General features: G+C 64.9%; 23 protein-coding genes. 15 read left to right on the top strand and 8 right to left on the bottom strand.

All coding sequences use genetic code 11. From position 1 onward, the window contains the following. The first annotated feature begins 27 nt into the window (after positions 1 to 27). The 4 genes from G6P88_RS03315 (at position 28) to G6P88_RS03300 (ending at position 5,937) form a co-directional block, all read left to right on the top strand. On the top strand, positions 28 to 1,542 hold the full coding sequence (locus G6P88_RS03315) for an acetyl-CoA acetyltransferase (protein WP_165321824.1): 1,515 nt from the start codon (positions 28 to 30) through the stop codon (positions 1,540 to 1,542). Positions 1,543 to 1,604: 62 nt separating this feature from the next. Beyond that, complete coding sequence (locus G6P88_RS03310) at positions 1,605 to 2,537, top strand: LysR family transcriptional regulator (protein WP_165321823.1); 933 nt, start codon at positions 1,605 to 1,607, stop codon at positions 2,535 to 2,537. Between the two features lie 225 nt (positions 2,538 to 2,762). After that, positions 2,763 to 3,551 carry an enoyl-CoA hydratase-related protein gene (locus tag G6P88_RS03305; protein WP_165321822.1) on the top strand — a complete coding sequence of 263 codons (789 nt, stop codon included), beginning with the start codon at positions 2,763 to 2,765 and terminating at the stop codon, positions 3,549 to 3,551. Positions 3,552 to 3,696: 145 nt separating this feature from the next. Next, positions 3,697 to 5,937, top strand: coding sequence for a TonB-dependent receptor (locus tag G6P88_RS03300; RefSeq protein ID WP_165321821.1), 2,241 nt, complete (start codon positions 3,697 to 3,699; stop codon positions 5,935 to 5,937). Between the two features lie 70 nt (positions 5,938 to 6,007). Here the strand turns inward: G6P88_RS03300 and G6P88_RS03295 are convergent, their stop codons facing one another. The 3 genes from G6P88_RS03295 to G6P88_RS03285 are packed head-to-tail and all read right to left on the bottom strand — an operon-like array spanning position 6,008 to position 8,381. After that, on the bottom strand, positions 6,008 to 6,787 hold the full coding sequence (locus tag G6P88_RS03295) for an SDR family NAD(P)-dependent oxidoreductase (protein ID WP_165321820.1): 780 nt from the start codon (positions 6,785 to 6,787) through the stop codon (positions 6,008 to 6,010). Further along, positions 6,784 to 7,602: an SDR family NAD(P)-dependent oxidoreductase gene (locus tag G6P88_RS03290; protein ID WP_165321819.1), complete on the bottom strand. Its 819-nt coding sequence runs from the start codon at positions 7,600 to 7,602 to the stop codon at positions 6,784 to 6,786. The genes G6P88_RS03295 and G6P88_RS03290 overlap by 4 nt, the downstream gene beginning before the upstream one ends. Beyond that, the gene (locus G6P88_RS03285) at positions 7,599 to 8,381 is read right to left on the bottom strand and encodes an SDR family NAD(P)-dependent oxidoreductase (protein WP_165321818.1); all 783 of its coding nucleotides are present in this window, start codon (positions 8,379 to 8,381) and stop codon (positions 7,599 to 7,601) included. The genes G6P88_RS03290 and G6P88_RS03285 overlap by 4 nt, the downstream gene beginning before the upstream one ends. 156 nt (positions 8,382 to 8,537) lie before the next feature. Between G6P88_RS03285 and G6P88_RS03280 the strand changes: the two genes are divergently transcribed. Continuing rightward, positions 8,538 to 9,956: an aromatic ring-hydroxylating oxygenase subunit alpha gene (locus G6P88_RS03280; RefSeq protein WP_165321817.1), complete on the top strand. Its 1,419-nt coding sequence runs from the start codon at positions 8,538 to 8,540 to the stop codon at positions 9,954 to 9,956. After that, entirely contained in the window at positions 9,953 to 10,723 is a 771-nt protein-coding gene (locus tag G6P88_RS03275; RefSeq protein WP_165321816.1) for a ThuA domain-containing protein, read from the top strand. The genes G6P88_RS03280 and G6P88_RS03275 overlap by 4 nt, the downstream gene beginning before the upstream one ends. 21 nt (positions 10,724 to 10,744) lie before the next feature. Here G6P88_RS03275 and G6P88_RS03270 read toward each other — a convergent pair whose 3' ends face one another. The 3 genes from G6P88_RS03270 to G6P88_RS03260 form a co-directional block, all read right to left on the bottom strand. Beyond that, positions 10,745 to 11,509, bottom strand: a complete 765-nt coding sequence (locus tag G6P88_RS03270; RefSeq protein WP_165321815.1) for an SDR family NAD(P)-dependent oxidoreductase — start codon at positions 11,507 to 11,509, stop codon at positions 10,745 to 10,747. Beyond that, the gene (locus G6P88_RS03265; RefSeq protein WP_165321814.1) at positions 11,506 to 12,330 is read right to left on the bottom strand and encodes an SDR family NAD(P)-dependent oxidoreductase; all 825 of its coding nucleotides are present in this window, start codon (positions 12,328 to 12,330) and stop codon (positions 11,506 to 11,508) included. Before G6P88_RS03265 ends, G6P88_RS03270 begins: the two co-directional genes overlap by 4 nt. A gap of 139 nt (positions 12,331 to 12,469) precedes the next feature. Then, positions 12,470 to 13,585 (bottom strand): acyl-CoA dehydrogenase family protein, encoded by a 1,116-nt coding sequence (locus G6P88_RS03260; RefSeq protein ID WP_165321813.1) that lies wholly within the window; start codon positions 13,583 to 13,585, stop codon positions 12,470 to 12,472. A gap of 256 nt (positions 13,586 to 13,841) precedes the next feature. Here G6P88_RS03260 and G6P88_RS03255 point away from each other — a divergent pair, with 256 nt between their 5' ends. After that, positions 13,842 to 14,507, top strand: a complete 666-nt coding sequence (locus tag G6P88_RS03255) for a helix-turn-helix transcriptional regulator (protein WP_345719191.1) — start codon at positions 13,842 to 13,844, stop codon at positions 14,505 to 14,507. Positions 14,508 to 14,519: 12 nt separating this feature from the next. Here the strand turns inward: G6P88_RS03255 and G6P88_RS03250 are convergent, their stop codons facing one another. After that, positions 14,520 to 16,139: a GMC family oxidoreductase gene (locus tag G6P88_RS03250; protein ID WP_165321812.1), complete on the bottom strand. Its 1,620-nt coding sequence runs from the start codon at positions 16,137 to 16,139 to the stop codon at positions 14,520 to 14,522. A 129-nt stretch (positions 16,140 to 16,268) separates the two neighbouring features. Between G6P88_RS03250 and G6P88_RS03245 the strand changes: the two genes are divergently transcribed. The 7 genes from G6P88_RS03245 to G6P88_RS03215 are packed head-to-tail and all read left to right on the top strand — an operon-like array spanning position 16,269 to position 23,060. Further along, the gene (locus tag G6P88_RS03245) at positions 16,269 to 16,664 is read left to right on the top strand and encodes a Zn-ribbon domain-containing OB-fold protein (protein WP_165321811.1); all 396 of its coding nucleotides are present in this window, start codon (positions 16,269 to 16,271) and stop codon (positions 16,662 to 16,664) included. Further along, the gene (locus G6P88_RS03240) at positions 16,661 to 17,806 is read left to right on the top strand and encodes a thiolase family protein (RefSeq protein ID WP_165321810.1); all 1,146 of its coding nucleotides are present in this window, start codon (positions 16,661 to 16,663) and stop codon (positions 17,804 to 17,806) included. Before G6P88_RS03245 ends, G6P88_RS03240 begins: the two co-directional genes overlap by 4 nt. Further along, positions 17,806 to 19,014 (top strand): acyl-CoA dehydrogenase family protein, encoded by a 1,209-nt coding sequence (locus G6P88_RS03235; protein WP_165321809.1) that lies wholly within the window; start codon positions 17,806 to 17,808, stop codon positions 19,012 to 19,014. Before G6P88_RS03240 ends, G6P88_RS03235 begins: the two co-directional genes overlap by 1 nt. A gap of 34 nt (positions 19,015 to 19,048) precedes the next feature. Beyond that, a complete protein-coding gene (locus tag G6P88_RS03230; RefSeq protein WP_165321808.1) occupies positions 19,049 to 20,020 on the top strand; it encodes a thiamine pyrophosphate-dependent dehydrogenase E1 component subunit alpha in 972 nt (323 codons plus the stop codon). A gap of 16 nt (positions 20,021 to 20,036) precedes the next feature. Continuing rightward, positions 20,037 to 21,050, top strand: coding sequence for an alpha-ketoacid dehydrogenase subunit beta (locus tag G6P88_RS03225; RefSeq protein ID WP_165321807.1), 1,014 nt, complete (start codon positions 20,037 to 20,039; stop codon positions 21,048 to 21,050). Positions 21,051 to 21,061: 11 nt separating this feature from the next. Next, positions 21,062 to 22,507, top strand: coding sequence for a 2-oxo acid dehydrogenase subunit E2 (locus G6P88_RS03220; RefSeq protein WP_165321806.1), 1,446 nt, complete (start codon positions 21,062 to 21,064; stop codon positions 22,505 to 22,507). A 16-nt stretch (positions 22,508 to 22,523) separates the two neighbouring features. Then, entirely contained in the window at positions 22,524 to 23,060 is a 537-nt protein-coding gene (locus G6P88_RS03215; RefSeq protein ID WP_165321805.1) for a VOC family protein, read from the top strand. A 50-nt stretch (positions 23,061 to 23,110) separates the two neighbouring features. Here the strand turns inward: G6P88_RS03215 and G6P88_RS03210 are convergent, their stop codons facing one another. After that, a complete protein-coding gene (locus G6P88_RS03210) occupies positions 23,111 to 23,536 on the bottom strand; it encodes a nuclear transport factor 2 family protein (protein WP_345719190.1) in 426 nt (141 codons plus the stop codon). Positions 23,537 to 23,637: 101 nt separating this feature from the next. Between G6P88_RS03210 and G6P88_RS03205 the strand changes: the two genes are divergently transcribed. Continuing rightward, on the top strand, positions 23,638 to 24,648 hold the full coding sequence (locus G6P88_RS03205; RefSeq protein ID WP_226946705.1) for an NADP-dependent oxidoreductase: 1,011 nt from the start codon (positions 23,638 to 23,640) through the stop codon (positions 24,646 to 24,648). Positions 24,649 to 24,653 lie beyond the last annotated feature (5 nt).

The following is a 24,653-nucleotide window of genomic DNA, read 5'->3' as shown; positions in this document are numbered from 1 at the left end:
CAAGAGATAGTGATTGAGGAGGAAGGCATGAATTCCAGCGTCGACGAAAGCCGCATTCCCGTAATCATCGGTATTGGCGAGGTGCTCGACCGGCCGGCCAACGATCTGGAGGGCCTCGATGCGTTCGAGCTGATGCTGGCGGCGCTCGAGGAGGCCGAGGCGGACAGCGGGGTCGACCTGCTCGAAAGCCTCGACTGGCTGGGCGTCGAGGACGAGATTTCCTTCCCCGATCCGGCACCGCAGGAGCGCGTCGCTGCCCTGCTCGGACGTCGCCCCCCGCATCTGCTCAAGACCTTCGAGGCGAGCGGCGACGGACCGATCAAGCTGATCAACGATGCCGCCAATCTGATCGGACGCGGCGAGATATCGCTTGCTGCCGCGGTTGGGGCCGAAGCACTGCGCACGGCTGCCAAGCGGGCGCAGGCCGATATCGCCGCCGGACGCGAACCGCCGAAAAGCTCGATCGCCGAGGTCGCCCTCGCCAATGCCAAGCCGCTCGCGCGGAAACATGGCCTGTTCACCCCGATCGATGTCTACCCGCTCTACGAAAATGCGGCGCGCGCCGCCTGGGGCCAATCGCTGGCCGAAGGGCAGGCGGAGAGTGGCAAGATCGGCGAAGGCTTCGCCGCCGTGGCCGCCGCCAATCCCTATGCCTGGATCAGGAAGCCCGTCGATGCTGCGACGATCGCCACTGCGACGCCCGACAACCGGATGGTCAGCTTTCCTTACACCAAGCTGATGGTGGCCAATTCGAGCGTCAACATGGGTGCGGCGGTGATCATCGCCAGCCTCGCCAAGGCACGGGAACTTGGCGTTGACGAGAGCCGGCTCGTGTATATCGGCGCGGGAGCCGCGGCGCATGAGGATGAGGATTTCCTCCGCCGCGACAGCTATGCACGGGCGGCGAGCCTCGAGACGACCGTCCATGCCGCGCTCGAGCGCAATGGCGTCGCTGCGCAGGATATCGATCATGTCGAACTCTATTCCTGCTTTCCGATCGTGCCGAAGCTGGCGCGCCGCGCGCTCGACTGGCCGCTAGACCGTCCCTGTTCGGTCTATGGCGGCCTGACCTTCGGCGGTGGCCCGATCGGCAACTGCATGATGCACGCGGCCGCGCGGATGGTCGCGAAGCTGCGCGAAGGCGGGCGTCATGGTCTGATCGTCGCCAATGGCGGCTATGCCACGCATAGCCATTCGATGGTCTTCAGCCGCGAGCCCGTGCCGGCGGGGACCTTCCCCCAGGATTATGATGTCCAGGCGCTGGCCGAGGCGCGGCGCGGGCCCGTGCCGGATCTGCTCGACGACTATGAAGGACCGGGCGAGATCGAGACATATACCATACCCTTCGACCGGCACGGCCAGCCGCGCCACGCCACAGTCGTCGGCCGCACGGCTGAAGGGGCGCGTTTCGTGGCGCGGGTGCCCGAGACCGACAGCGCAACCGTCGCCTTCCTGATGGCCGAGGATTCGCAGCCGATAGGCGCGAAAGGGATAGTATCGAAAGGGGGCGATGGTCTGGCAATCTGGACGATGTCCGGATGATCTGACCATAACCGGACGGGAGGGCGCCGGCCAACGGCGCCCCACGGACGGGGAGGACAGAGATGACGCCCATCGATATCCGGCAGGTCCGCATGTTCGTCGCGGTGGCCGACAGCCTGTCCTTTACGAGGGCGGCGGAGACGCTGCATGTCGCGCAGCCCTGGCTGTCGGTCCAGATACGCAAGCTGGAGGAACAGATCGGTTTCCAGCTGTTCCTCCGCAACAGGAACCGCGGGGTGCTGCTGACCGATCAGGGGCATGCCTTTCTCAAACCCGCCCGCAGCTATGTCGAGGCCGCGAACATGGTCGCCGAGGCCGCACACGAGATGCGCGCCAACCAGGCGCTGTCGCTGAAACTGGGGGCGCCCGATTTTTCGGCGGAGATACCCGCCCGGGAAGCACTGCTCGATCGTTTCCTCCGCCGTCATCCCCGGATCGAGATGGAGATCGTCAACGCCTGGTCGTCGCAACTGCTCGATGGCCTGTTGCGGCATGAGATCGATCTGGCCTTCACGGTCGGGCCGTTCGAACGCGATGGCTGCGAAGTCCTCGACCTTGCCCATTTTCGCTGGGCGCTGCTCCTCGACAAGGAAAGGGCGGCCGCCTGGGGCCCGGAAATCTCGCTGGATTCCCTGCGTGGTCAGCAGATTGCCAGCTTTCGGCGCAACATAAACCCGATCTTCTACGACAGCATCGCCGCCCGCCTGTCGCGGCATGGGATCGAAATCCTTCCGCTGCCCGAATCCTCGCTCGCCGGGATCAGGCAGCATGCGATGCGCTCGCATGTCCCGGTCCTGATGAGCGAATGGCATGCCGCCTCCAATCACGGCCCCGATCTGACCGTGTTGCCCTTGGCCGACACCGACTTCACCGTCGCACTCCACCTGGTCAGGCGCGAAAATGACGATCGATCGGCGGTGCGTGCTCTCTGGCAGCTGGCACGTGAAGTCGCCACAAATGGCGTTGATATCAAAATCGTCTCAAACACGGTCTGATACATATTAGACGCGATGGGCATCGCTACCCTAGCGTCCCATCATAAGCCGGGTGCCCAGGAGGTTCCGGCAAGTCGAGGAAGAGGACGCCAGCCGCGCATCGCGCGCAGGCCCAGGCACGCTACGGCTTCTTTCGAAGTCGTGCGCCGGCGAAAGCTGCTCTTCCGACATCGATGGATTGCCCTGCGTCGGGCGTGTTGCGCCTGTTCTGGTCTGGAGAGAGAAATGATCGATATCGAAGATGATGTGGTGCTTTTCGAAGTCGTCGAGCAACATATCGGACTCGTGACGCTCAACCGGCCCGCCAAGCGCAACGCCGTGAACGGCGCGGTGGCGAGGGCCCTGGATGCGATCGTCAAGCGGACCGAGGCGGATCCCGCGATCTGGGCGGTGGTGATCACATCGGCCGAGGGGCCGACCTTCTGCGCGGGCGCCGATCTTGCCGAGGTCGCCGCGGGCCGTGCCGACGAACTCAGCACGCCCGACGGCGGCTTCGCGGGTTTCGTCGAGGCGAAGCGCGTCAAGCCCTGGATCGCGGCGGTGAAGGGCAGCGCGCTGGGCGGCGGGCTCGAAATCTCGCTCGCCTGCGATCTGCGCGTGGTGTCGACCGAGACCATCGTCGGGCTGCCCGAAGTCAAGCGCGGTCTGATCGCGGGTGCCGGCGGGATCTATCGTCTGCCGCGCCAGCTGCCGCGCGCCATCGCGCTCGAGATGATCGCGACCGGCGAGCCGATCGGTGCCGCCAGGGCCGAAGCACTCGGCCTCGTCAACCGCGTCGTGCCGGCCGATCAGGTTCTGGAAGCGGCGCTGGGCCTCGCCAGGGCGATCTGTGCCAATGCGCCGATCGCCGTTCGCGAGAGCCTGCAGGTTGCCCGGCTGGCGGCCGAAGTGCCGGAGGATGTGTCGATCGCCGCCACCCGGCAGGCGTTCGAGCGGCTGGTGGTCAGCGAGGATTTTGCGGAAGGGCCGCGCGCCTTCGTCGAGAAGCGGGCGCCCCGCTGGACGGGACGCTGACGGCGCGCGTCGCGCGACGGGATCGGGAAGGTGTCGAGTTGAATGATGGGGGGCGTCGGCATGGCCGGCGCTCACCGGAGAAGTGTGCGCGTCGCCGGTGAGAGCCGGCTTTCCATAGCCAGAAATAGCAAGGGGATGGTCTGAAATGAGAAACGGGGTTTTGCTCGCAACCACGGCATTGGCGCTCGCCGCGGGACCGGCGTGGGCGCAGACGTCGCCACAGGCGACCGATGCGGGAGGCATCGAGGAGATCATCGTTACCGCTCGCCAGCGCGCGGAGTCGCTGCAGTCGGTGCCGGTCGCGGTCGCCGCGATGGACGGCGCGATGATCGAGCGTACCTTCATTCCCGACGTCGATTCGATCGAGCGCTTCATGCCGAACGTCGAACTTGGCCGGCATCCATTTACCGGCGGCGGCATGTCCGCTTCGATCCGCGGCATCAGCTTCGGTGATCTCGATCGTTCGTTCGAGCCGGCGGTGGCGGTCTCTGTCGATGGTGTCTTCCTGGCGTCCAACACCGGCGCAATGATGGATACGTTCGACATCGACGCGGTCGAGGTTCTGCGCGGTCCGCAGGGCACGCTGTTCGGTCGCAACACGATCGGCGGCGTGATCAGCATCAAGCGTACCAAGCCGACGATGGACTGGGGCCTGAAGGGCCAGATCACGGTCGGCAGCTATGGCGTTCGCGAATATAAGGCGATGGCTAACGCGCCGATCATCAAGGATGTGCTCGGCCTGAAGATCGGCGGCTATCGCGAGCGCAGCGAAAGCTTCACCCGACGCGCCAGCGATGGCAAGCGCGAGGATGGTCTCGATCGCTATTCGCTGTTCGGGGCGCTGCGCTTCAACCCGAGCTCGGCCTTCGACGCCACGCTGTCAATCGACCATATCAACGACAAGTCGAGATATCCGAGCCTCGTCCCGCTGTCGGCGCCCGGCCAGACCTTCTGCGTCGCCTTCGGCGCCTGTATCGGCACCCAGGGCCAGCGGATCGAGGACAGCGGCTACAAGCTCGCGCTCGACGACTATCCCTTCGAGGCGCGGCTGAAGCACACGGCGGTGACGCTGAATGCCAAGCTGGATGTGATCGACGGCGTGTCGATCGAGTCGATTACCAACTACACCAAGCAGAAGGACGCGCTGAACGTCGAGAATACGGGCGGCGCGCCACTGGCGAACGGCGCGCACATCTTCGTGTCGCTGCGTGACCAGAAAGCGAACCAGTTCAGCCAGGAAGTCCGTGCGGTCAGCGACCTGGGCGGTGCCGTCGATTTCGTCGCGGGCCTCTATTACATGAAGTCGGAGTTCGACCTCGTGCAGCAGGCGATCGTCACGGGCAACCGGTCGCAATTCTTCGACGCGGGCCAGGACCTCGACGCCTATGCCGCTTATGCGGAGGCCTATGTCGAACCGATCGACAAGCTGCGCCTGACCCTCGGCGGACGCTACACACACGAGAAGAAGAAATTCTACATCAAGTTCCGCAACCCGACGACGGGTGCGATAACCGGTCAATGCCCGGACGCGACCTCGGCTTATGCGCCCTGCGCGGATCCGTCGGTGACGTTCAGCAAGTTCACTCCGCGCGTCACCGTCGACTATCGCTTCACGCCGGACATCATGATCTATGCCGGCTGGTCGCGCGGCTACCGTTCGGGCGGATGGAACAGCCGGGCGACGGTCACCACCGCAATCGGGCCCTATGAGCCCGAGACGGTCGACAGCTACGAAGCCGGCCTGCGCACGACCTTCTGGAACAACCGCGCCCGCGCCAATGTCACGGTTTTCCGCGCCAAGTATAAGAACAAGCAAGAGGAGGTGATCACCGCCTCGCCGATCAATCCGCTGATCACCCAGACCCAGGTGCAGAATGCGGCGTCGGCGACGTTGCAGGGCGTCGAGGGCGAATTCCAGTTGGCGCCGACCCGCTGGCTGAACCTGCGTGCGGCGGTCGGCTATATCGACGGCAAATATGATGCCTTCCTGTCGGGCGGGGTCGATATCCGCAACCAGCGTAACCTGCGCTACGCGCCGAAATGGTCGGTCAGCTTCGGTGGTGACGCCACCATTCCGGTCGAGGCGACGGGCGGTGAGATCCTGCTCAACGCCAACTACAAGTGGACCGACAAATTCGCGACCTCGGTCATCCGCGATACGACGGGGCTGAACCGCGATTTCATCGACGCCTATGCGACGGTCGACGCGTCGATCGGCTATCGTCACGAACTGGACGACCGCAAGAACGTCACGCTGTCGGCGTTCGTGCAGAATGCCTTCCACAGCAATGGCCGGCTCTATCGCAAGGTCATCACGGGCCCGTTTGCCTTCGCCAGCCGCGAAGTCGCACGGACCTGGGGGCTGACGCTGGGCTTCAGCTACTAAGGAACCAGGATAAGGGGGTGTCGCAGGCGGAGGCTATCGTCTCCGCCTGCGGTACACGTCACGATCGCGATCAGACCTGGCTGAAGCCGCCGTCGATGAGGAATTCGGAGCAGGTCACGAAGCTGGCCGCTTCCGAGCAGAGAAAGACCACGCCGCCGCCCATTTCGTCGGGCCGCGCCAGGCGACCGATCGGATGGCGCGCCTTGATGGCCGCTTCCGACACTTCGCGGGATGGCACCGCGCCCAGTTCGATATAGCGGTCGATGATCGATCCCAGCATACCGGTATCGACCCCGCCCGGATGGACGCTGTTGACCCGGATGTTGTAGCCGAGCGCCGCGAACTCGGCGCCCAGGCACTTGGAGAGCATCTTCACGGCAGCCTTGCTGGTGCAATAGGCCGCGTTGAATGCAGCACCGCGCAGGCCGCCGACGCTGGAGAAGTTGACGATCGAGGCGCCGCCCTTGCGAGCCTTGCCGCCTTCCTTGAGCAAGGGCAGCAGCGCCTGCGTGCCGATGATAACCGAGTCCACGTTGATCGCGTTGACGCGGTGCCATTCGGCGAGCGGGGTGTCCTCCATCTTGCCGACGATCGACAGGCCGGCATTGTTCACGAGCGCGTCGAGGCGACCATAGTCGCGCTCGATCAGCGCGGCGAGAGCGGCCCAGTCCTCGGCCTTGGTGACGTCATGACGCATGACGCGGTCGGCGCCGATGTCCGCCGGAGGCTCGTTGAGGTCGGTGGCGATGACGATGGCGTTGGCCGCCTTCATCGCCTTGACAATCTCCCGGCCGATCCCGCCGGCCGCACCGGTGACCACGGCCACCACATTGTCGAGAGCGATCGTCATTGCGCGGTCCATCCGCCGTCGACGACCAGCTCGGCGCCGGTCACATAGCTGCTGTCTTCGCTCGCCAGGAAATAGCAGGCGCCGGCGATCTCCGACGGATCGGCGAGGCGCCCGCTCGGCGTCGTCGCGGCCATGGTGTCGATCAGGTCCTGCGGCTTTTCCGCGACGCCCTGGTCCACCCAGCGCTGGAAACCGGCGTTGAGCAGGGGCGTGAGCACGAAGCCCGGATGCACCGAGTTCGCCCGGATCGGGGTGCGCTTCTGCGCAAACTCGATAGCGATGCCCTTGGTGAAGAGGCGAACCGCGCCCTTGGTCGCATTATAGGCCGACACTTCGCTATAGCCGACGAGGCCCATGATCGAGCTGATGTTGATGATGCTCGACCCGCCCTTGATGCTGGCGCCGCTTTCGGCGAGCATCGGGGTGAAGGTGCGCGTGCCCAGGAACACGCCGTCGACATTCACCGCCATGATCCGCCGCCAGGCCTCCATGGTCAGCGTCTCGACCGGCCCGGTCAGGTCGGTGCCGGCATTGTTGACGAGGATGTGAAGGCGACCATGCTGCTTCTTCACATGGTCGAGCGCCTGCGCCCAATCCTCTTCCCGGGTGACATTGGCCGCAACATAGCTTGCAGCCTGCCCGAGCTTCGCCATCGTCTCCTTGACGACGTCGCTGTCCGCCGCGTCGAGGTCGGACAGGACGACTTCGGCGCCCTCGGACAGGTAACGCTCGACGACGGCGAGGCCGATGCCGCGCAGACCGCCCGAGATGAAGGCGACCCGTCCCTCGAGACGCCGTGCTCCACTGTTGCTCATACGCCCATCATCCCCGCAGTGCTGGCGCCGTCGATCACATATTCGGCACCTGAAACGAACGCAGCCTCGTCGGATCCCAGCCAGGACACGAGGCCGCAGACTTCCTCGACCGTCGCCATGCGGCGAAGCGGTGACATGCCCTCATAGGCGGCACGCGCACCGGCCTCGTCGCCCGATTTGGCGATGATCTGCTTGATAAGAGCGGTCTCGACCACGCCGGGCAGGACGGCGTTAACACGGATCTTGTAGCCCTTGGCGCCGCAATGAAGCGCAGCCGACTTGGCCAGCGCGATCACGGCCGACTTCGACACCGAATAGCTGACATAGTTGCCGAGCGCGCGATGCGCGTTCATCGACGAGTTGATGATGATCGATCCGGTCGGACCGCCCGGATTGTCGCGCATCGTGCGGATCGCATGCTGCACGGTGAGCATCACGCCGGTCTGATTGACCCCGATGACCTTGTTCCACGCCTCGATCGAGACGTCTTCGATATTGGTGTCGCCCTGCTCGGTGCCGGCATTGGCGAAGGCGATGTCCAGTCGGCCATGGGCGCTGCGGATGCGATCCATCAGCACGGGCCAGGCCTCGGCATCCTCGACCCGGTGCGTTTCGAAGGTCGCACCCGTCTCGGCACAGAGTTCTTCGGCAGCCGCGGCGTTGGAGCCGGTGAAGACGACCCTGGCGCCATCCTCGACGAAGCGGCGAACGGCGCCCGCGCCGATGCCAGAGGTACCTCCGGTGACGAGTGCCACCTTTCCTTCAAGCCGTTTTGTCACGGCACTCTCCCAAAACTATACTGTCTGCAAAAACCAGAGCATCTGTTTCGCGGATTTGGAGGCCCGTGCAACCTATGCTTTCGATAAGGTGACGGGGAGGGCGCCCGCGGGGCAAAACCGGCAAAACGGATAATCTTTAGGATGAAGGATTCGACCATGGCCGAACGTGATCCCAAGCAGGGCGGCGGCTTCGAGCGTTGCCCAGGAACCAGCTGGGAAGACCTGATGGCTCAGGACTCCCGTACGGCCCCGGCGATATTGACGCAGGAGAGCTACGAATATCTCGGCTCCGATCCGATCCCGGCGGAGCGCTATACGAGCGAGGCTTTTGCCCAGCTCGAGCGCGAGCGGATGTGGCCCTATGTCTGGCAGTTCGCAGCGCGCGAGGAAGACCTGCCCGAGCCGGGCGATTTCGTGGTCTATGAAAATGCCGGCCGGTCCTTCCTGATCAGCCGCCAGGACGACGGCTCGATCAGAGCCTTCCACAATGTCTGCCTCCATCGCGGCCGCAAGCTGCGCACCGACGATGGCAGCGCCGACACCTTCCAGTGCCCGTTCCACGGCTTCACCTGGAAAAAGGACGGCAGCTTTTCCCACATGCCCTGCTCGTGGGACTTCAAGCATCTGGATCCCAAGGATCTGACGTTGCCGGAGGCCGAGGTCGGTCGCTGGGGCGGTTACATCTTCCTGCGCGAGGAGCCGGGTGGCCCGACGCTCGAGGAATTTCTCGCTCCGCTGCCCGAGCATTTCAAGCGCTGGCGGCATGAGGAATGCACGACCGTAATCTGGGTGGCGAAGGAAGTTCCCGCCAACTGGAAGGTAACCGCCGAGGCTTTCATGGAAGCCTGGCACACCGTCGTCACCCATCCGCAGCTGCTGCCCTTCTCCGGTGACGCCAACAGCGCCTACTGGTTCTGGGGCGACAATGTGAACGTCAACCTGGTGCCCTTCGGCGTCCTCAGCCCCCATCTCGATCCCGAGGGCAAGAGCCAGCAGTGGATCGTCGACGAGTTCATCAAATATAATGGCCGTTCTGCGGACAATTATGATCCGTCAGGCGATCCTTATGCGGTTTCGGTTCCCGATGGGCAGACGGCGCGTGAGGCGCTCGGTGCCGCGATGCGCAAGAGCTATGAGGAGCAGACCGGCTACGACCATTCGGAGGCGACCGACGCCGAGCTGCTCGACGCGCTCGTTTACAACGTCTTCCCGAACTTTGCCCCCTGGGGCGGTTACATGCCCAACATCGTCTATCGCTGGAAGCCGGGCAAGACGCCCGACACCTGCATCATGGAAGTCCGCATCCTGTCACGCGTAAAGAAGGGCGAGCCGATCCCGCGCAGCTGCGAACTGCACATGCTCGGGCCCGACGAGCCCTGGACGGCGGCGGCCGAACTCGGGGGCCTCGGCCCCGTGTTCGAGCAGGATATGGAGAATCTCCCGTTCGTACAGCAGGGCCTCCACTGTTCGAAGAACGGCAAGGTCCAGCTGGCTGATTATCAGGAGATCCGCATCCGTCAGTTCCAGCAGACGATGATGAAATATATCAACGGCGAACTGGGCGCGCGTAAATGAGCGACGCGGGTACGGAAGCGCGCCCACCGCGCATCGACTGCGTGCTGATCTGCGGCGGTGTCTGGCACGATATGGACTTCGCCCGGCTCGAGCTGCTCAAGCTGCTGGCCGAAGACCAGAGCGTGCGCACCCGGGTGTTCGAGGATTATGAGAATGTCGAGGCGATCGCGGCCGCGGATATTCTCATCACCTACACTTGCGATGTCACGCCCTCGCTCAAGGCGCAGGAGGTCCTGCGCGACTGGCTCGCCAAGGGCGGTCGCTGGTATGCGCTGCACGGGACCAATTCGGTGCTTCGTCTGCTCGAAAACGGCCTGTGGGACGCGCCGCGCTGGGCGCCGCTGATGATGGACATGCTCGGCAGCCAGTTCATCTCGCACCCGCCGATCGCGCCTTACCGGGTGACCGTCGCCGATCCGGAGCATGAGCTGGTTCGGGGCGTCGAGCCCTTCGACACGACCGACGAGCTCTACCATCTGGAGACGCATGGCGACCTCCATGTGCTGCTCGAGACCGAATGCACCGAGCCGGGCACGGGCTTCGTCGAGGCGGCCGATGCATTGGGAACCCAGCCGGTCTTCTACATCAAGCAGCATGGCAAGGGCGCGGTGCTTTATCTGACGCTAGGCCACTGCCGCGGCCATTATGACCTGCAGCCGATGCTGGACTGGTGGCCGACGGTCGACCGCTGCGCCTGGGATTTGCCGGTCTTCTACGACCTGCTCCGGCGCGGCATAGGCTGGATCAAGCAGCGCGAGACCGCCTGACATCGACGTTATGGCGAGCGATCAGCTGTCCCAGCTCGGGACCGCGATCGCCGCCATTCGCGCCGATGCTGCACCGTCGACCGGGATGACCGCGCCGTTGACGAAGCTGGCTTCGTCGGTCGCAAGGAACAGGGCGACGGCGGCGATTTCCTCCGGTCGCCCGAAGCGGCCCGGCAGCAGCCCGTCGACATAGGCGTCGAGGCCACCCTGCAGTGTATTCGCCCAGGCGACGATCGGCGGGGATTCGATCGCACCCGGAGCGATGCAGTTTATGCGGACGCCGCTGCGGGCATTTTCCACAGCCGCGCTGCGGGTGAGGTTATGAACGCCGGCCTTGGCGGTGCCATATGAAGCCATGCCCGGCGCGCCGCCAAATCCTGCCCCTGAAGAGATGTTGATGATGCTGCCCGATTGCTGGCGCAGCATCGGACGCAGCGCTGCGCGTATGCCGTAGAAGGTGGACGACAGCGAGATCGAGATGGCCCGGTCCCAGTCGTCGTTGCCGGCATCCTTCAGCCAGCCATGGACGGCAGCACCGACATTGTTGACCATGATGTCGAGGCGCTCGAACCGCGCGAGTGCATCGGCGACCAGTGCGTCCACTGCGTCGGGATCGGTAACGTCGCATGGGAAGGGGAAAATCCGATCGGTTCCTTCGTCCGGCTTCCGCGGCTCTATGTCCGCCGCCAGTACCTGCGCGCCCTCTGCGGCGAAGCGCGCGGCGATCGCCGCTCCGATCCCGCTCGCCGCACCCGTCACGATCGCAACCCGGCCCGCGAGCTTCATGGCATATAGACCCCGCCGCTGACCGAGATCAGCTGGCCGGTGACATAGGAGGAGACATCGGACGCGAGATAGAGCGCGAGTCCGGCGATGTCTTCGGGCCGTCCGAGGCGCTGCATCGGCAGCGAGCTCATGTTGAACAGCGTCCCGTCTTCGAGCGCCTGCTGCATCCCCTCCGGCGTGCCCATGTCGAGACGGTGCCAGAAGCTGCCCGAAGCGATATCCTCATTCTTGTGGGGAACGATCCAGCCGGGAGCGATCGTGTTCACCCGTGCGCCTTGGGGCCCCCATTCATAGGCGAGGAGCTTGGTGAAGCTGTTCACGAAGCCCTTCACCGCGCCATAATGGACGATGTTCTGCGCGGCTTCGCCCAGCAGTGAGGAATTGGACGAGATGTTGATGACGCTCCCCGTCTTGCGGGAAAGCATGTCGTCGGCCACCGCGAGCGTGCAGTTGACGACCCCGTCTATGTTGAGGGCGATTTCCCACCGCCGGGTTTCGTCATCGAGATCCTTGAAGGCATAGGTGCTCTTCACGCCGCCGGCATTGTTGACCAGCACATCGACGGGACCGAACTCCCGATGGGCGACGGCAATCATGGCGTCGACGCTGGCCCGGTCGGTCACGTCGGTTCCGACGGGCAGAACACGGCCGCGACATCCTTTTGCGGCGGCGATGCCGGCCAGCTTCTCGCCCGTCGCGACGTCGCGCGAGGCGGAGACGACGTTCGCACCTTCGCGGGCGAACTCCACCACCAGCCCGTGGCCGATGCCGCCGCTCCCGCCCGTCACGACGACGGTCTTGCCGGTCAGGCCCAGATCCATGCTTCATCCTCTCCGTTTGGCGCAGCCTGTGACGGCTGCTGCTTCATGGCGAGGCTAAGCGGGGCGGTGAGGGGAGATAATGGCCGAGTTGATCAAAAAACCGTGGCTTTTCGATCAACCCTGCCAGGTCGATCGGTCGTCAGGCGTTGCCGGCGAAGCGGTCCAGCGCCGTTTCGGGGTCGTCGGGCCAGCGCGAAAGCACCAGCAGGCGCTTATGCCCATGGCCGATGATCAGCTCGTCGCTGACGCCCATGCCGCCGTGGAACTGCATCATCTCATGGCCGAGTTCGATCGAAGCCGGCGAGATGAAGGCGCGCAGTCCGAGCACCGCATCGTGGAAGGCCGGCTGGCCCCAGGAGACCAGCGCAAGGTTCATGAGCGCGCGGGCCTGTTCGATCGAGGTATATTGCGCGACCATCCTGTGCTGGATCGCCTGAAAGCTTGCCAGCTTGGCGCCGAATTGTTCGCGCGTGCGCAGATATTCCTGCGTTTCCGCGAACAGCCTTTCCATGATGCCAAGCGCTTCCGCCGAGCGGGCGAGACTGACCAGATCGTCGATCTCGGCGAGCGCGGCCATGCCACCTTCGAGGCGGTTGCCGGCATCGATCAGAATATCGCGGAGCTCGAGGGCTACCGCCATCGACCCGTCTGCCATGCGCCAGCTGCGATAGGTCAGGCCTGCGCTGTCGGCCGGCACCAGATAGAAGGCGACCTCGTCGAGCGAACTTGCAGCGCCGCCGGTCCGTGCGCTGACGATATAGGCATCGACGCCCGAACCTGCCGGGACGAACGGCTTGCTGCCGCTCAGGCTGATACCGCCGTCGGACAGTGTCGCATGCGTCTCCAGCCACAGGGCACTGCCGCGCGAACCGAGTTCCGCATGCGCGATCGCAAGGCGTTTCGAGCCGTCGAGCACGCCCGGTAGCCACGCATCGCGCAGCGCCGCCGGCGCGGTAGCCGCAAAGAGCCGGCCCGCCAGAAGGATGTTCTCGATCAGCGGCTCTACGACCAGTCCGCGTCCGAGAGCCTCGGCTATGGTCGCGATTCCCGTTGCGTCGAGCGACAGGCCGCCCAGGTCTGCATCGAACGGCGCAGCCAGGAGGCCGAGTTCGCCGAGCAGCGCCCAATTGGCGGGCGAGAAGCCGTGCGCCTCGTTGAGATAGGCGCGGCGGCTGTCCAAATCATAATGATCGACGACGAAACGTTCGGCCAAGGCCTTCAGCATTTCCTCGTCTTCGGAAAGATCGAAGTTCACCTGACATCCCCTTCTTGGCGCCTTCCTATCATCAAGCTGTCATCAACCGTGCTGGGCAAAAGATCAGGTTGCGGGCGGGGTGTGGCGATTGTCTAAGCGCTCCGGCTTGGCTAGGGTGCCTATCGGGAAGCCGCAAGCCGACCAGAGGAGATGGATTCTGCTTACGCAGGCGCGCATAGACGCTGTCCGGGTTTCCAGCCAACAGGACATACGCCGCGCGGCCGAAGCGCTGCATAATATCGCCATGGAATGTGGGATGCGTGTCGCGCCCGCCCATGACATCGCCGGGCGACGCACCCCGGTCGATGCAGAGGGAAATATCCTGGCGCAGGACGTGTTCGGCTGGTCGGGCGAAAAGGTCTGGTGGCGCAGCACGCGGATCGCGCTCGATTCTCCGCTGACCAGTGCCTGCCGGTTCGAGAGCGAGCCCTTCTGGGTCAGTGCCGAGGGCTTCTTCACGCGCCAGCCCAACGCCTATTTGGATTCGATCGACCTCACCAATTTCGAGCATAGGGCGATGACCCGGGCCGCCATCGTCGTGCCGGTGCATCTCCCTTTCGGGCAGATCGGCGCGGTAAGCTTCAATCCGCTCGACAAGACCAAGCTCGACCTGTCCGAAGAGTTTCTCGCTTATGGCGACGCCTTCGGCATCTATGCGCGCACCTTCATCGGCACCTATGTGCATGTGATGGGGTCGACCCAGGCGCTGCCGCCCGAGACGCGGCTGTCAAAGCGTGAGGTGGAATGCCTGCGCTGGGCGGCGATCGGCAAGACCGACCTGGAAATCAGCATGATCATGTCGCGCAGCCGCGCGACGATCCGTTTCCACATCCACAATGCGTCGCTCAAGCTGAACGCGGTCAATCGCAGCCAGACGGTCTTCAAGGCCGCCCAGCTGGGCTATATCTCGCTCAACGAATAGACCGGGCCGGCGTCAGGGCCGGTCTGCCAGCACCATCGCCGCGCCGCGCAGGCCGAGCGCCATCGCGGGTGCATTGGTGTTGCCCGTCACATGCCATGGCATCACCGAGCAGTCGGCGACGCGAACGCCCTCGACCCCGTTCACGCGCAGCCGGGGATCGACCACCGCATGGGCATCGCTGCCCATGCGGCAGGACCGGATTCCGTGCAGCCCGCAGCTCGACAATGTGCGGAAGGCGGCCAGCAGTTGCTCGTCGGACTGCGCTTTGGGGCCGGGGATGATCTCCTCGCCCACCATCTCACAGAGCGGCGGCTGTGCCATGAAGGCGCGCATCTTTCGCATGAGGCCGATCGCCGAAGCGCGATCATGCTCGGTGCTGAGCCAGTTCGGCAGGATTTCGGGCGTATCGCTGCTACGGGGGCCGGTGATGCGCAGCGATCCCTCGCTCGTCAGCCGCAGCAGCTGACCATAAATGGTAACGCCGGGCCGACGGTCGATCTTGTCGAGGGGGACCGGATTATTGTCGTCGCCGACGGCGAAGGTGTAGCCGCCCAGGTAGAATTGGGCATCGGTCCGCCCGTCGGGATGAGCGACGTTGCAGAAAGCACCCACCTCGAACGGGCCCGTCGCCATGACGCCGTCCCGGCGCAGTATGTAGCGGGCCATGGCGGCGACCAGCCCCAGGCCGAAGAAATTGCGGTGGCTGCCAGTTCCCCGGAGCAGGCGATAGGGGGTCGACATCGACAGATGTTCGATCATCCGTTCACCGACGTCGGGCGAATGGGCTATGGTCTCGACCCCAGCGACGCGCAGACGTTCGCCATGGCCGATACCGGAACGCTGGAGGAGCAGGGGGCTCTCCATCGCTCCGGCCGAGACGATCACCTCGCCGCGGCAGGCGAAGCGCCGTGGCTGGCCCGCGACGACGGCCTCGACGCCGACGGCGCGCCGTCCTTCGAAGATGATGCGTTCCGTCATTGCGCCGGTCACGACCTTCACGTTCGGTCGCCGCCGGGCCGGAGCGAGGAATGTATGCGCCGCGCTTTGCCGCCGTCCCTTGCGGATATTGTGACTGTAGAGGCCGACCCGGGGCCCCGCCGTCGCGTTCAGATCATCGACGCGCCTGAGGCCCAGGGCGACCCCGCTTTCGATCATCGTCTCGGTCAGCGGATAGCTGTAGATGGAAGGATCGACATGGACCCGCCCGCCACTGCCGCGCATCGGTCCGGGCCCGGCGGCATGGTCTTCAAGCGCAAGAAAGGCTTCGGTCATCGATGCCGCGTTCCAGCCCGTGGCGCCGGCGGCTTCCCAGTCGTCATAGTCGGCCGGTTCGCCGCGACTCCAGATCATGCCATTGACCGCAGACGATCCGCCAAGCCCCTTGCCGCGAATCCAGACCTCGTTGGTGGGCCCATTTTCTTCGCGCGGCTGTGCTACGGGATAGGCCCAGACATGATCCGGGTTGGTCACCAGCTTCGCCACGCCCTTGGGCAGGGTCACCCAGAAGCTGTCATTCTCGCCGCCGGCTTCGAGGACGAGCACCGTAGATCGCCTGTCCGCGCTCAGCCGTTCGGCCATGACGCAGCCGGCCGAGCCGGCGCCGACGATGATGTAATCCCACGCTTCCGACATAGCTCTCTCCTGCGGGGACAGGTGTCACAGCGCGAGGTCCGGGCCACCCTAGCGTTTTGACGAGTCGGAATTAGGCGGCGGCGGGGCGTAAAGCACCAATACCGGAATCGATACCGGATCGGGAGCGAGATGCACGTCATAGCTGAAGGCCTTTTCACCGACGAAGCGACCCCCCGCCTGATAGGCGGCCGGCACCGCCAGTCGGGACGCATCGTCTTTCCCTGCCCGCAGGGCGAGGAGTTCGAGCCCTGGCCGCTGGGCCGGGAGGGAACGCTCTGGTCGTTCACGGTCCAGCGCTACCGTCCCAAGTCGCCGCCTTATGCGGGACCGGAGGCCTTCCGCCCCTGGATTGTCGGCTATGTCGAGCTGCCCGGTGAGGTCATCGTCGAGTCCCGCATCGTCAATATCGGCTTCGACGAGGTCCGGATAGGCATGGATCTCGAACTGACCTTCGTCCCGCTCGATCCCGATGCGGCCGAGCCGGTCATGATCCACGCCTTTCAGCCCAAGGGAGCAACCGCATGAGCGACGTCTACATCGTCGGCATCGGCATCCACCCGTTCGGCCGCACCGACGGTCTGTCCGGACTCGATCAGGGCGTCTACGCCGTGCGCCAGGCGCTGTCCGACGCCGGCCTCGACTGGCCGCAGCTCCAGTTCGCCTATGGCGGCTCGGATGCGGCGGGCAATCCAGACACGATGGTCGAGCGGCTCGGCCTGACCGGCATGCAGTTCATCAACGTCCGCAACGGCTGCGCCGCGGGCGGTTCGGCGCTGTTCTCGGCGCAGATGGCGATCAAGTCGGGCGAGTTCGACCTCGGCCTCGCGGTCGGCTTCGACAAGCATCCGCGCGGCGCGTTCAATGCGATGCCCGCCGAATATAATCTGCCCGACTGGTATGGCGAGGCGGGCTACATGATCACGACCCAGTTCTTCGCGAACAAGATCACCCGCTACATGCATGAGCATGGCATCTCGGCGACGTCGCTGGGCCGGGTGGCCGAGAAGGCCTTCCGCAATGCGGTCCATGCGCCGCATGCCTGGCGCCGAGCGGAAGTGCCGCTCGACGAGATCATGAACGCGCCGCTCGTGAGCGACCCCTACACCAAATACATGTTCTGTTCGCCGGCCGAGGGTGGCGTCGCGTTGATCCTTGCGAGCGAGAAGAAGGCCCGCGAGCTCGGTCGGCCGCTGATCAAGCTCAAGGCCGCGACGATGCGGACACGCCCGCCCGGCTCGTTCGAGGTTTTCGCCCCCTGCATCGATATCGAGCGGGGCGGCTCGGCGACGAATCTGGCCTCGGCGGCGGCCTTCGAGGCGGCCGGGCTAGGGCCGAAGGATATCGCCGTCGCCCAGCTGCAGGATACCGAGGCGGGGGCCGAAATCATGCACATGGCCGAGAATGGCTTCTGTGCCGATGGCGAGCAGGAGGCGTGGCTGGCCGAAGGGCGTACCGAGATCGGCGGCGCCCTGCCGGTCAACACCGACGGCGGATGCCTGGCCTGTGGGGAGCCGATCGGCGCCTCCGGCCTTCGCCAGGTTTATGAGAATGTTGTGCAGTTGCGCGGCGACGGGGGCGGGCGGCAGGTGCCGAACGATCCGAAGACGGCCTATAGCCATGTCTATGGGGCGCCTGGCGTTTCCGCGGTAACGATATTGGAGCGTTGATGGATATCGAACTGTCCCCCGCCGATGCTGCCTTCCGCGACGAGGTTCGGGCCTTCCTGGCCGAGAAGCTCCCGAAGGCGGTGCATGAAGGCAGTGCCGCGACGCCGTCGGTCTTCGTCGAACCCGATATCGGTCAGGTGTGGAATGCCGTCCTGCACGAAAAGGGCTGGCTCGGCTATCAATGGCCGAAGGAATATGGCGGTACGGGCTGGACGCCGCTGCAACGCTATCTGTTCGAGAAGGAATGCGCGCTTGCTGGTGCGCCTAACCTGACCGTGCTGGGGCTGAAGCTCGTCGCGCCGGTGATCTGGACCTTCGGCCGCGAGGATCAGAAGCACTATTATCTGCCCCGGATCCTGTCGGGCGAGGATTACTGGTGTCAGGGCTTCTCCGAGCCGGGCAGCGGATCGGACCTCGCCTCGCTCCAGTGCCGCGCGGTGCTCGACGGCGACCGCTACGTCGTCAACGGATCCAAGATCTGGACGACCCACGCGCATCACGCGAACAAGATGTTCTGTCTGGTCCGCACCGACGCCACCGGCCGCAAGCAGGCTGGCATCAGTTTCCTGCTGATCGACATGAACCAGCCGGGCATATCGGTTCGCCCGATCCTGACGCTGGGCGGCGACCATGAGGTCAACCAGGTCTTCCTGGAAGATGTCTCCGTTCCGGTTTCCGACCGGGTGGGCGAGGAGGGGCAGGGCTGGGCGATCGCCAAGTTCCTGCTGGAGAACGAACGCGGCGGCTCCTGTCATGCGCCGAAGCTGTCCTACGACCTCGATCAGATCGAGGCGCTGGCCAAGGATCAGCCAGACGGCCGTGGCGGCGCGCTCAGCGATGACCGCGACTGGCGGCGGCGGCTTGCCAAGCTCCGGATCGGCGTGCAGTCGCTGGAAATGATCGAGCTGAAGATCATCTCGGAGATCGCCAAGGGCCGGGCGCCGGGACCGCAGACGTCGCTGACCAAGCTTCTGGCCTCCAATCTGCGGCAGGATATCGATCTGCTCGCCGTGGACCTGTTCGGGCCGGCAGGTCTGCAGCTGGAACTGGCGCGGCCGCTCTACGGCGACAACGCACCCGATCCGCTGCTGTCGCGTGCGGCGCAGCTGGCATCGCCGCGCTATCTGAACAGTCGCGCATGGACTATCTTCGGCGGCACCAACGAGGTGCAGGCCAACATCATCGCCCGGTCGGTGCTCGGGCTTTGATGCGGAAACCGGAATAAAAGAGCGAGGAGCGGGAATGCAGCTGAGCAGGGAAGCCTTACTGGGCGCCTATCGCAGAATGAAGGTGATCCGCGAGTTCGAGGAACGCCTTCACGTCGAGATCCAGACCGGCGAGATCGCCGGCTTCACGCATCTCTATTGCGGCCAGGAAGCGGTCGCGGTCGGCGTGTGCGATCATCTTTCGGTCGACGACAAGATCGTCTCGACCCATCGCGGCCACGGCCACTGCCTCGCAAAGGGCTGTGACGTGAACGGGATGATGAAGGAGATCTGGGGCAGTCGCGAGGGGCTCTGCAAGGGCAAGGGCGGTTCGATGCACATCGCCGACCTCGATCAGGGCATGCTGGGCGCGAACGGCATCGTCGGCGCCGGTGCGCCGATCGCAGTCGGCGCTGCCATCAGCCTGAAGATCGACGGTCAGGGCAAGGTGGCGATCACTTTCTCCGGCGACGGCGCCTGCAACCAGGGCACGACCTTCGAGGCGATGAACATGGCCGTCGTCACCAAGGCGCCGTGCATCTTCGTGTTCGAGAACAACCATTATTCCGAACATACGGGCTTCGAATATTCGGTCGGCACGGCGAAGGACATCGCCAGCCGCGCCGAGGCCTTCGGCATGAAGGTGTGGCGCGGCGACGGCACCGACTTCTTCTCGGTCTATGAGACGATGCGCGAGGTCCTCGACTATGTCCGTGCCGGCAACGGTCCGGCGGCGGTCGAGTTCGACACCGAGCGTTTCTTCGGCCATTTCGAGGGCGACCCCCAGCGCTATCGCGGCAAGGGGGAACTCGAGCGCATCCGCGAGACCCGCGACTGCCTGAAGCGTTTCCGCGAGAGCGTCACCGGCGCGAAGCTGCTGACCGATGCCGACCTCGATGCGATCGACGCCGAGGTGATGGACACGATCGAGGCTGCCGTCGAGGCGGCGCGCGCCGCCGACCGACCCACGCCGCAGGACGTCCTCACCGACGTCTATATTTCCTACTGAGGCGGGAGCGCGAACTATGGCAAGAATGATGTATCGCGATGCCGTCGTTTCGACGATCGCAGAGGAAATGGAACGTGATCCCAGCGTCGTCATGCTGGGCGAGGACATTGTCGGCGGCATGGGTACGCCGGGCGGTCCGGAAGCGATCGGTGGAATCTGGTCGACCTCGACCGGGTTGTTCGGCAAGTTCGGCGCGGACCGCGTGATCGACACGCCGATCTCCGAAAGCGCAATCATCGGCGCGGCCGCCGGCCTCGCGCTGTCGGGCAAGCGTCCGATCGCCGAACTGATGTTCGCCGACTTCATCGGCGTCAGCCTCGACCAGATCTGGAACCAGCTGGCGAAGTTCCGCTACATGTTCGGCGGCAAGAGCCGCTGTCCGGCGGTGATCCGTATGGCTTATGGCGCCGGCTACAACGCCGCGGCCCAGCACAGCCAGTCGGTCCATCAGATCCTGACCGGCATGCCCGGCCTCAAGGTCGTGATGCCGTCGACGCCGGCGGACGTGAAGGGCCTGCTGCGGACCGCGATCCGCGACGACGATCCCGTCATCTTCCTCGAGCACAAGGCGCTCTACGGGATGAAGGGCGAGGTACCCGACGATCCCGACTTCACCATTCCCTATGGCCATGCCCGCCTCGCCCGCGCGGGTCAGGACGTGACGATCATTTCGTCGGGCCTGCTGCTGGGCTTCTGCGAAGCGGTGGCGGACAAGCTGGCCGCCGAGGGCATTGGTTGCGACGTGATCGACCTGCGCACCACCAGCCCGCTCGACGAGGAGACGATCCTCGATTCGGTCGAGGTGACGGGCCGCGTGGTCGTGGTCGACGAGGCACCGCCGCGCTGCGGCCTTGCCGGCGACATCTGCGCCCTGATCGCGAACAAGGCCTTTGCCAGCCTCAAGGCGCCGCCCGAAGCGGTTACGCCGCCGCACACGCCCATCCCGTTCGCCCGCGAACTGGAGAGCGCCTATCTGCCCTCGGCCGACAAGATCGAAGCCGCGGTGCGCAAGACGCTGTCCTGGCGCTGAGAGGGGACGACATGGCTGACATCCGTCCCTTCTGTATGCCCAAATGGGGCATCGAGATGACCGAGGGCAACATCGCCGAGTGGATGGTCAAGGAGGGCGAGGCCTTCACCAAGGGCCAGACCATCTGCCTGATCGAAACCGACAAGATCACCAACGAGGTCGAGGCCGAATATGATGCGGTTGCCCGCCGCATCCTGATCGGCGCCGGTGACGAGGCGCATCCGGTCGGCGCGCTGCTTGCGGTCTTCGCCGATGCGGCCGCGACCGACGCCGAGATCGACGCCTTCATCGCTTCGTTCAAGCCGGCGGACACGCAGGTGGCCGCAAAGCGTGGCGATGCGGCCCCGGCGGCTGCGCCTGAACCGGTCGCCGCGCCCGCCGCTGCACCTGCGCCGACGCCGAAGAAGATCGAGACCAACCGGCCGATCAGCCCCGAGGCGCTGAAGCTGGCCGAACAGCATGGTGTCGATCTGGGACCGATCGAGGGATCGGGCCGCAACGGGCGGATCACCTTCCAGGATGTGTATCAGGCGATCCAGCCCGATGCCCGCCCGACACTGAAGGGGCCGGCGACGGTCTATGACGAGAGCGACAAGATCTTTGCCTCGCCGCTCGCCCGTCGCCTGGCGGCCTTACATGGCATCGACCTGGCCGGGCTGACCGGTACGGGTGCCCGCGGTCGTATCTCGAAGGCCGATGTGCTCGCAAAGGTTCCGGCTCCGGCTGCGTCGGCAGGGCCGACTCCCCTCGGTTCGCCTTTCGTGCCGGTCGCCAATTCGCCGCAGGTCGTACCGTTCGACAAGGTCCGCCGGATCGTGGCCCAGCGGCTCGGCGAGGCGAAGCGCGAGATTCCGCACTTCTACCTCAAGGTCAGCGTTGCCGCCGACGCGCTGCTTGCGCTGCGCAAGACGGCCAATCTGGTCCTGGGCGTCAAGGCGTCGGTCAACGACTATATCGTCTGGGCAAGCTCCAAGGCACTCGCCCGCCATCCCGACGTCAACGTCCAGGTCCATGGCGAGAGCGTCCACCGCTTCGCCCATGCCGACGTCGCCATCGCGGTGGCGAGCCCCAAGGGGCTGGTGACGCCGATCGTTCGGCAGGCGGATCGGATGCGGATCGACCAGATCGCGGCCGAGACCCGGCGTCTGATCGACAAGGCGCAGGCCGGTCGCCTCGGTTTCGAGGACATGGATGGCGGGACCTTCTCGGTCTCGAATCTCGGGATGATGGGCATCGAGGAGTTCTCCGCGATCATCAATCCGCCGCAGGCCGCGATCCTTGCGGTCGGTGGGGTCACGCGTCAGGCGCAGGAGGAGGACGATGGCTCCATCTCCTTCGCCAGCCGGATCGCGCTGACGCTCTCGGTCGACCATCGCGCTATCGACGGTGCCGCCGGCGCCTCCTTCCTCGCGACGCTCAAGGGATTGATCGAAGATCCCGAAACCCTGTTCGCCTGATCCGGAGAAACGAGCAATGACCAGTGTTTCGAAGATCAAGGCGCTGGGCGACGTCGTCCAGATGGCCTATCTCCCCAAGGACTTCGATGCGGCCCTGAAATATTGGACGGAGACCGTCGGGGTCGGGCCGTTCTTCCTGATGGAGAATGTGCGTCTCGGCGAGATGAAATATCGCGGGCAGCCGACCGAGTCCGTCTTCTCGATTGCCATCGGCTATTGGGGCGACATCCAGATCGAGCTGATCCGGCCCGAAAATGATGCGCCTTCGATCTATAATGGCGACTATGCCGTCACCGATCGGATGCATCATATCTGCATCTTCGTGAAATCGATCGAAGAGGCGCGCCGTGCCTGTGCCGAGGTTGGGGCCGAAATCCTGGTCGAAGGCAAGGTCGGCGAGGATGGCGAAGTCATCTATGTCGATGCCGGTGGCGGTCCCGGCACTGTCATCGAACTGCTGCAGCCGATGGGCGGCTCGGAAGGGCTGTTCGACATGATGCGCGATGCTGCGCGCAACTGGGACGGCAGCGAGCCCCTGCGCAAGCTCGGATAAGAGAAGCGGTCGGCCCGCCGGGCGGGCCGACCGCTTCCGAACGAAAAGGATCAGGCGGCTGCGGCCGCCTTTTTCTTTGCCTCGGCAGCGGCGTTGAAGCTGGCCGGGTCGAAATAATAGGGCTTGATCTCGCAGCACTTGCCGTCGCGGAAGCGGAAGAGTTCGCAGATCTCGGCAGGCGGGATCGACGGGTCGGCGAAGCGGATCGACAATATCGTCACGGCATAGTCGCCGCCGACGGTCGTCTGGACGCGATCGAGGCCGCCGGCATCGACCAGCCCGAAAACAGTCGTGAACAGTTCCTTCAGACCGTTCTTGCCGCGATAGGTGCCGGCCATAGGCAGCGTGTCGGCCTCGGTCACGACGAAGTCGTCGGTCACCATGTCGGCAACGCGGTCCCAGTCGCCTGCGCCACAGGCGGCGTAGAGATCGTCGACATAGGCTTCGATTTCTTGCGGGGTCATGCTCATGGTCATCCTCCTGACGATATATTTGACCGCATTGTCCCGCAGCGACGCGACGACGGAACCTAGCGTAATGGCTAGCCATGCGCCGCCGCGAGGGGCGCTAAAGCGACATGATGGAGAAGATCAGGCAAATCACGCTCGCCCGCCGTCCGGTGGGCGCCCCCGTCGCGGAAGACTTCCAGCTCAAGGAAGCTCCCATGCCCTCGCCGGGCCCCGGCGAAATTCTTGTTCGGATGCGGGTCGGTTCGGTCGACCCGGCGATCCGCGGCTTTCTGGACGATCGGAAGAGTTACATGCCACCGGTCGCGATCGGCGCGCCCATTGCCGGCATGTCGCTGGGCGAGGTCGTCCGTTCGAACAATCCCGATTATCCGGTCGGTTGCATCGTCCGTGCCTTTGCGACCTGGTGCGACCATTATGTCATCGGAGCCGATGCGCTGGGCCTGGAGATCGTGCGTCCGGCGGAGGGCGTCGACCTCCATCATTATATGGGCGCACTCGGTCCGGTCGGCCTGACGGCATGGGTCGGCCTGTTCGCCGTGGGCGAGGCCAAGCCGGGCGAGACCATCGTCGTCAGCGCGGCGGCGGGAGCCACCGGTTCGACGGTCGTGCAGATCGCCAAGGCGCGTGGCTGCAAGGTCGTCGCGCTGGTCGGTAGCGCGGAGAAGGTCAAGGTGGTGCGCGACCTCGGGGCCGACGCGGTCATCGACTATCGTGCGACCCCCGACATCGCGGCCGAGATCGCCAAGGCTGCGCCCGAGGGCGTCGATGTCTATTTCGACAATGTCGGCGGCGAGACGCTCGAGGCGATCCTGCCGCTGATGCGCCTCCATGGCCGCATCGCCGTGTGCGGGATGATCTCGCAATATAATGACGCCGACAATCCTCCTGGCGTGAAGACGCTCTGGCAGCTGGTGGTGAACCGGCTGAAGATGCAGGGCTTCATCACCTACGACTATGCCGATCGACTGGAGCAGGCGCAGAGCGAACTCGACCAGTGGGTGCTCGAAGGCAAGCTCAAGCCGCTCGCCAATGTCCGCGACGGGTTCGAGAAGCTGCCCGAGGCCTTCATCGATCTGATGGAAGGCCGGACGGTCGGCAAGACCATCGTCCGCATCTGACGGGG

This window comes from Rhizorhabdus phycosphaerae (genome assembly GCF_011044255.1).
In the GTDB taxonomy this organism is placed as follows: domain Bacteria; phylum Pseudomonadota; class Alphaproteobacteria; order Sphingomonadales; family Sphingomonadaceae; genus Rhizorhabdus; species Rhizorhabdus phycosphaerae.
This window is presented reverse-complemented; position numbering and strand designations above follow the sequence as displayed.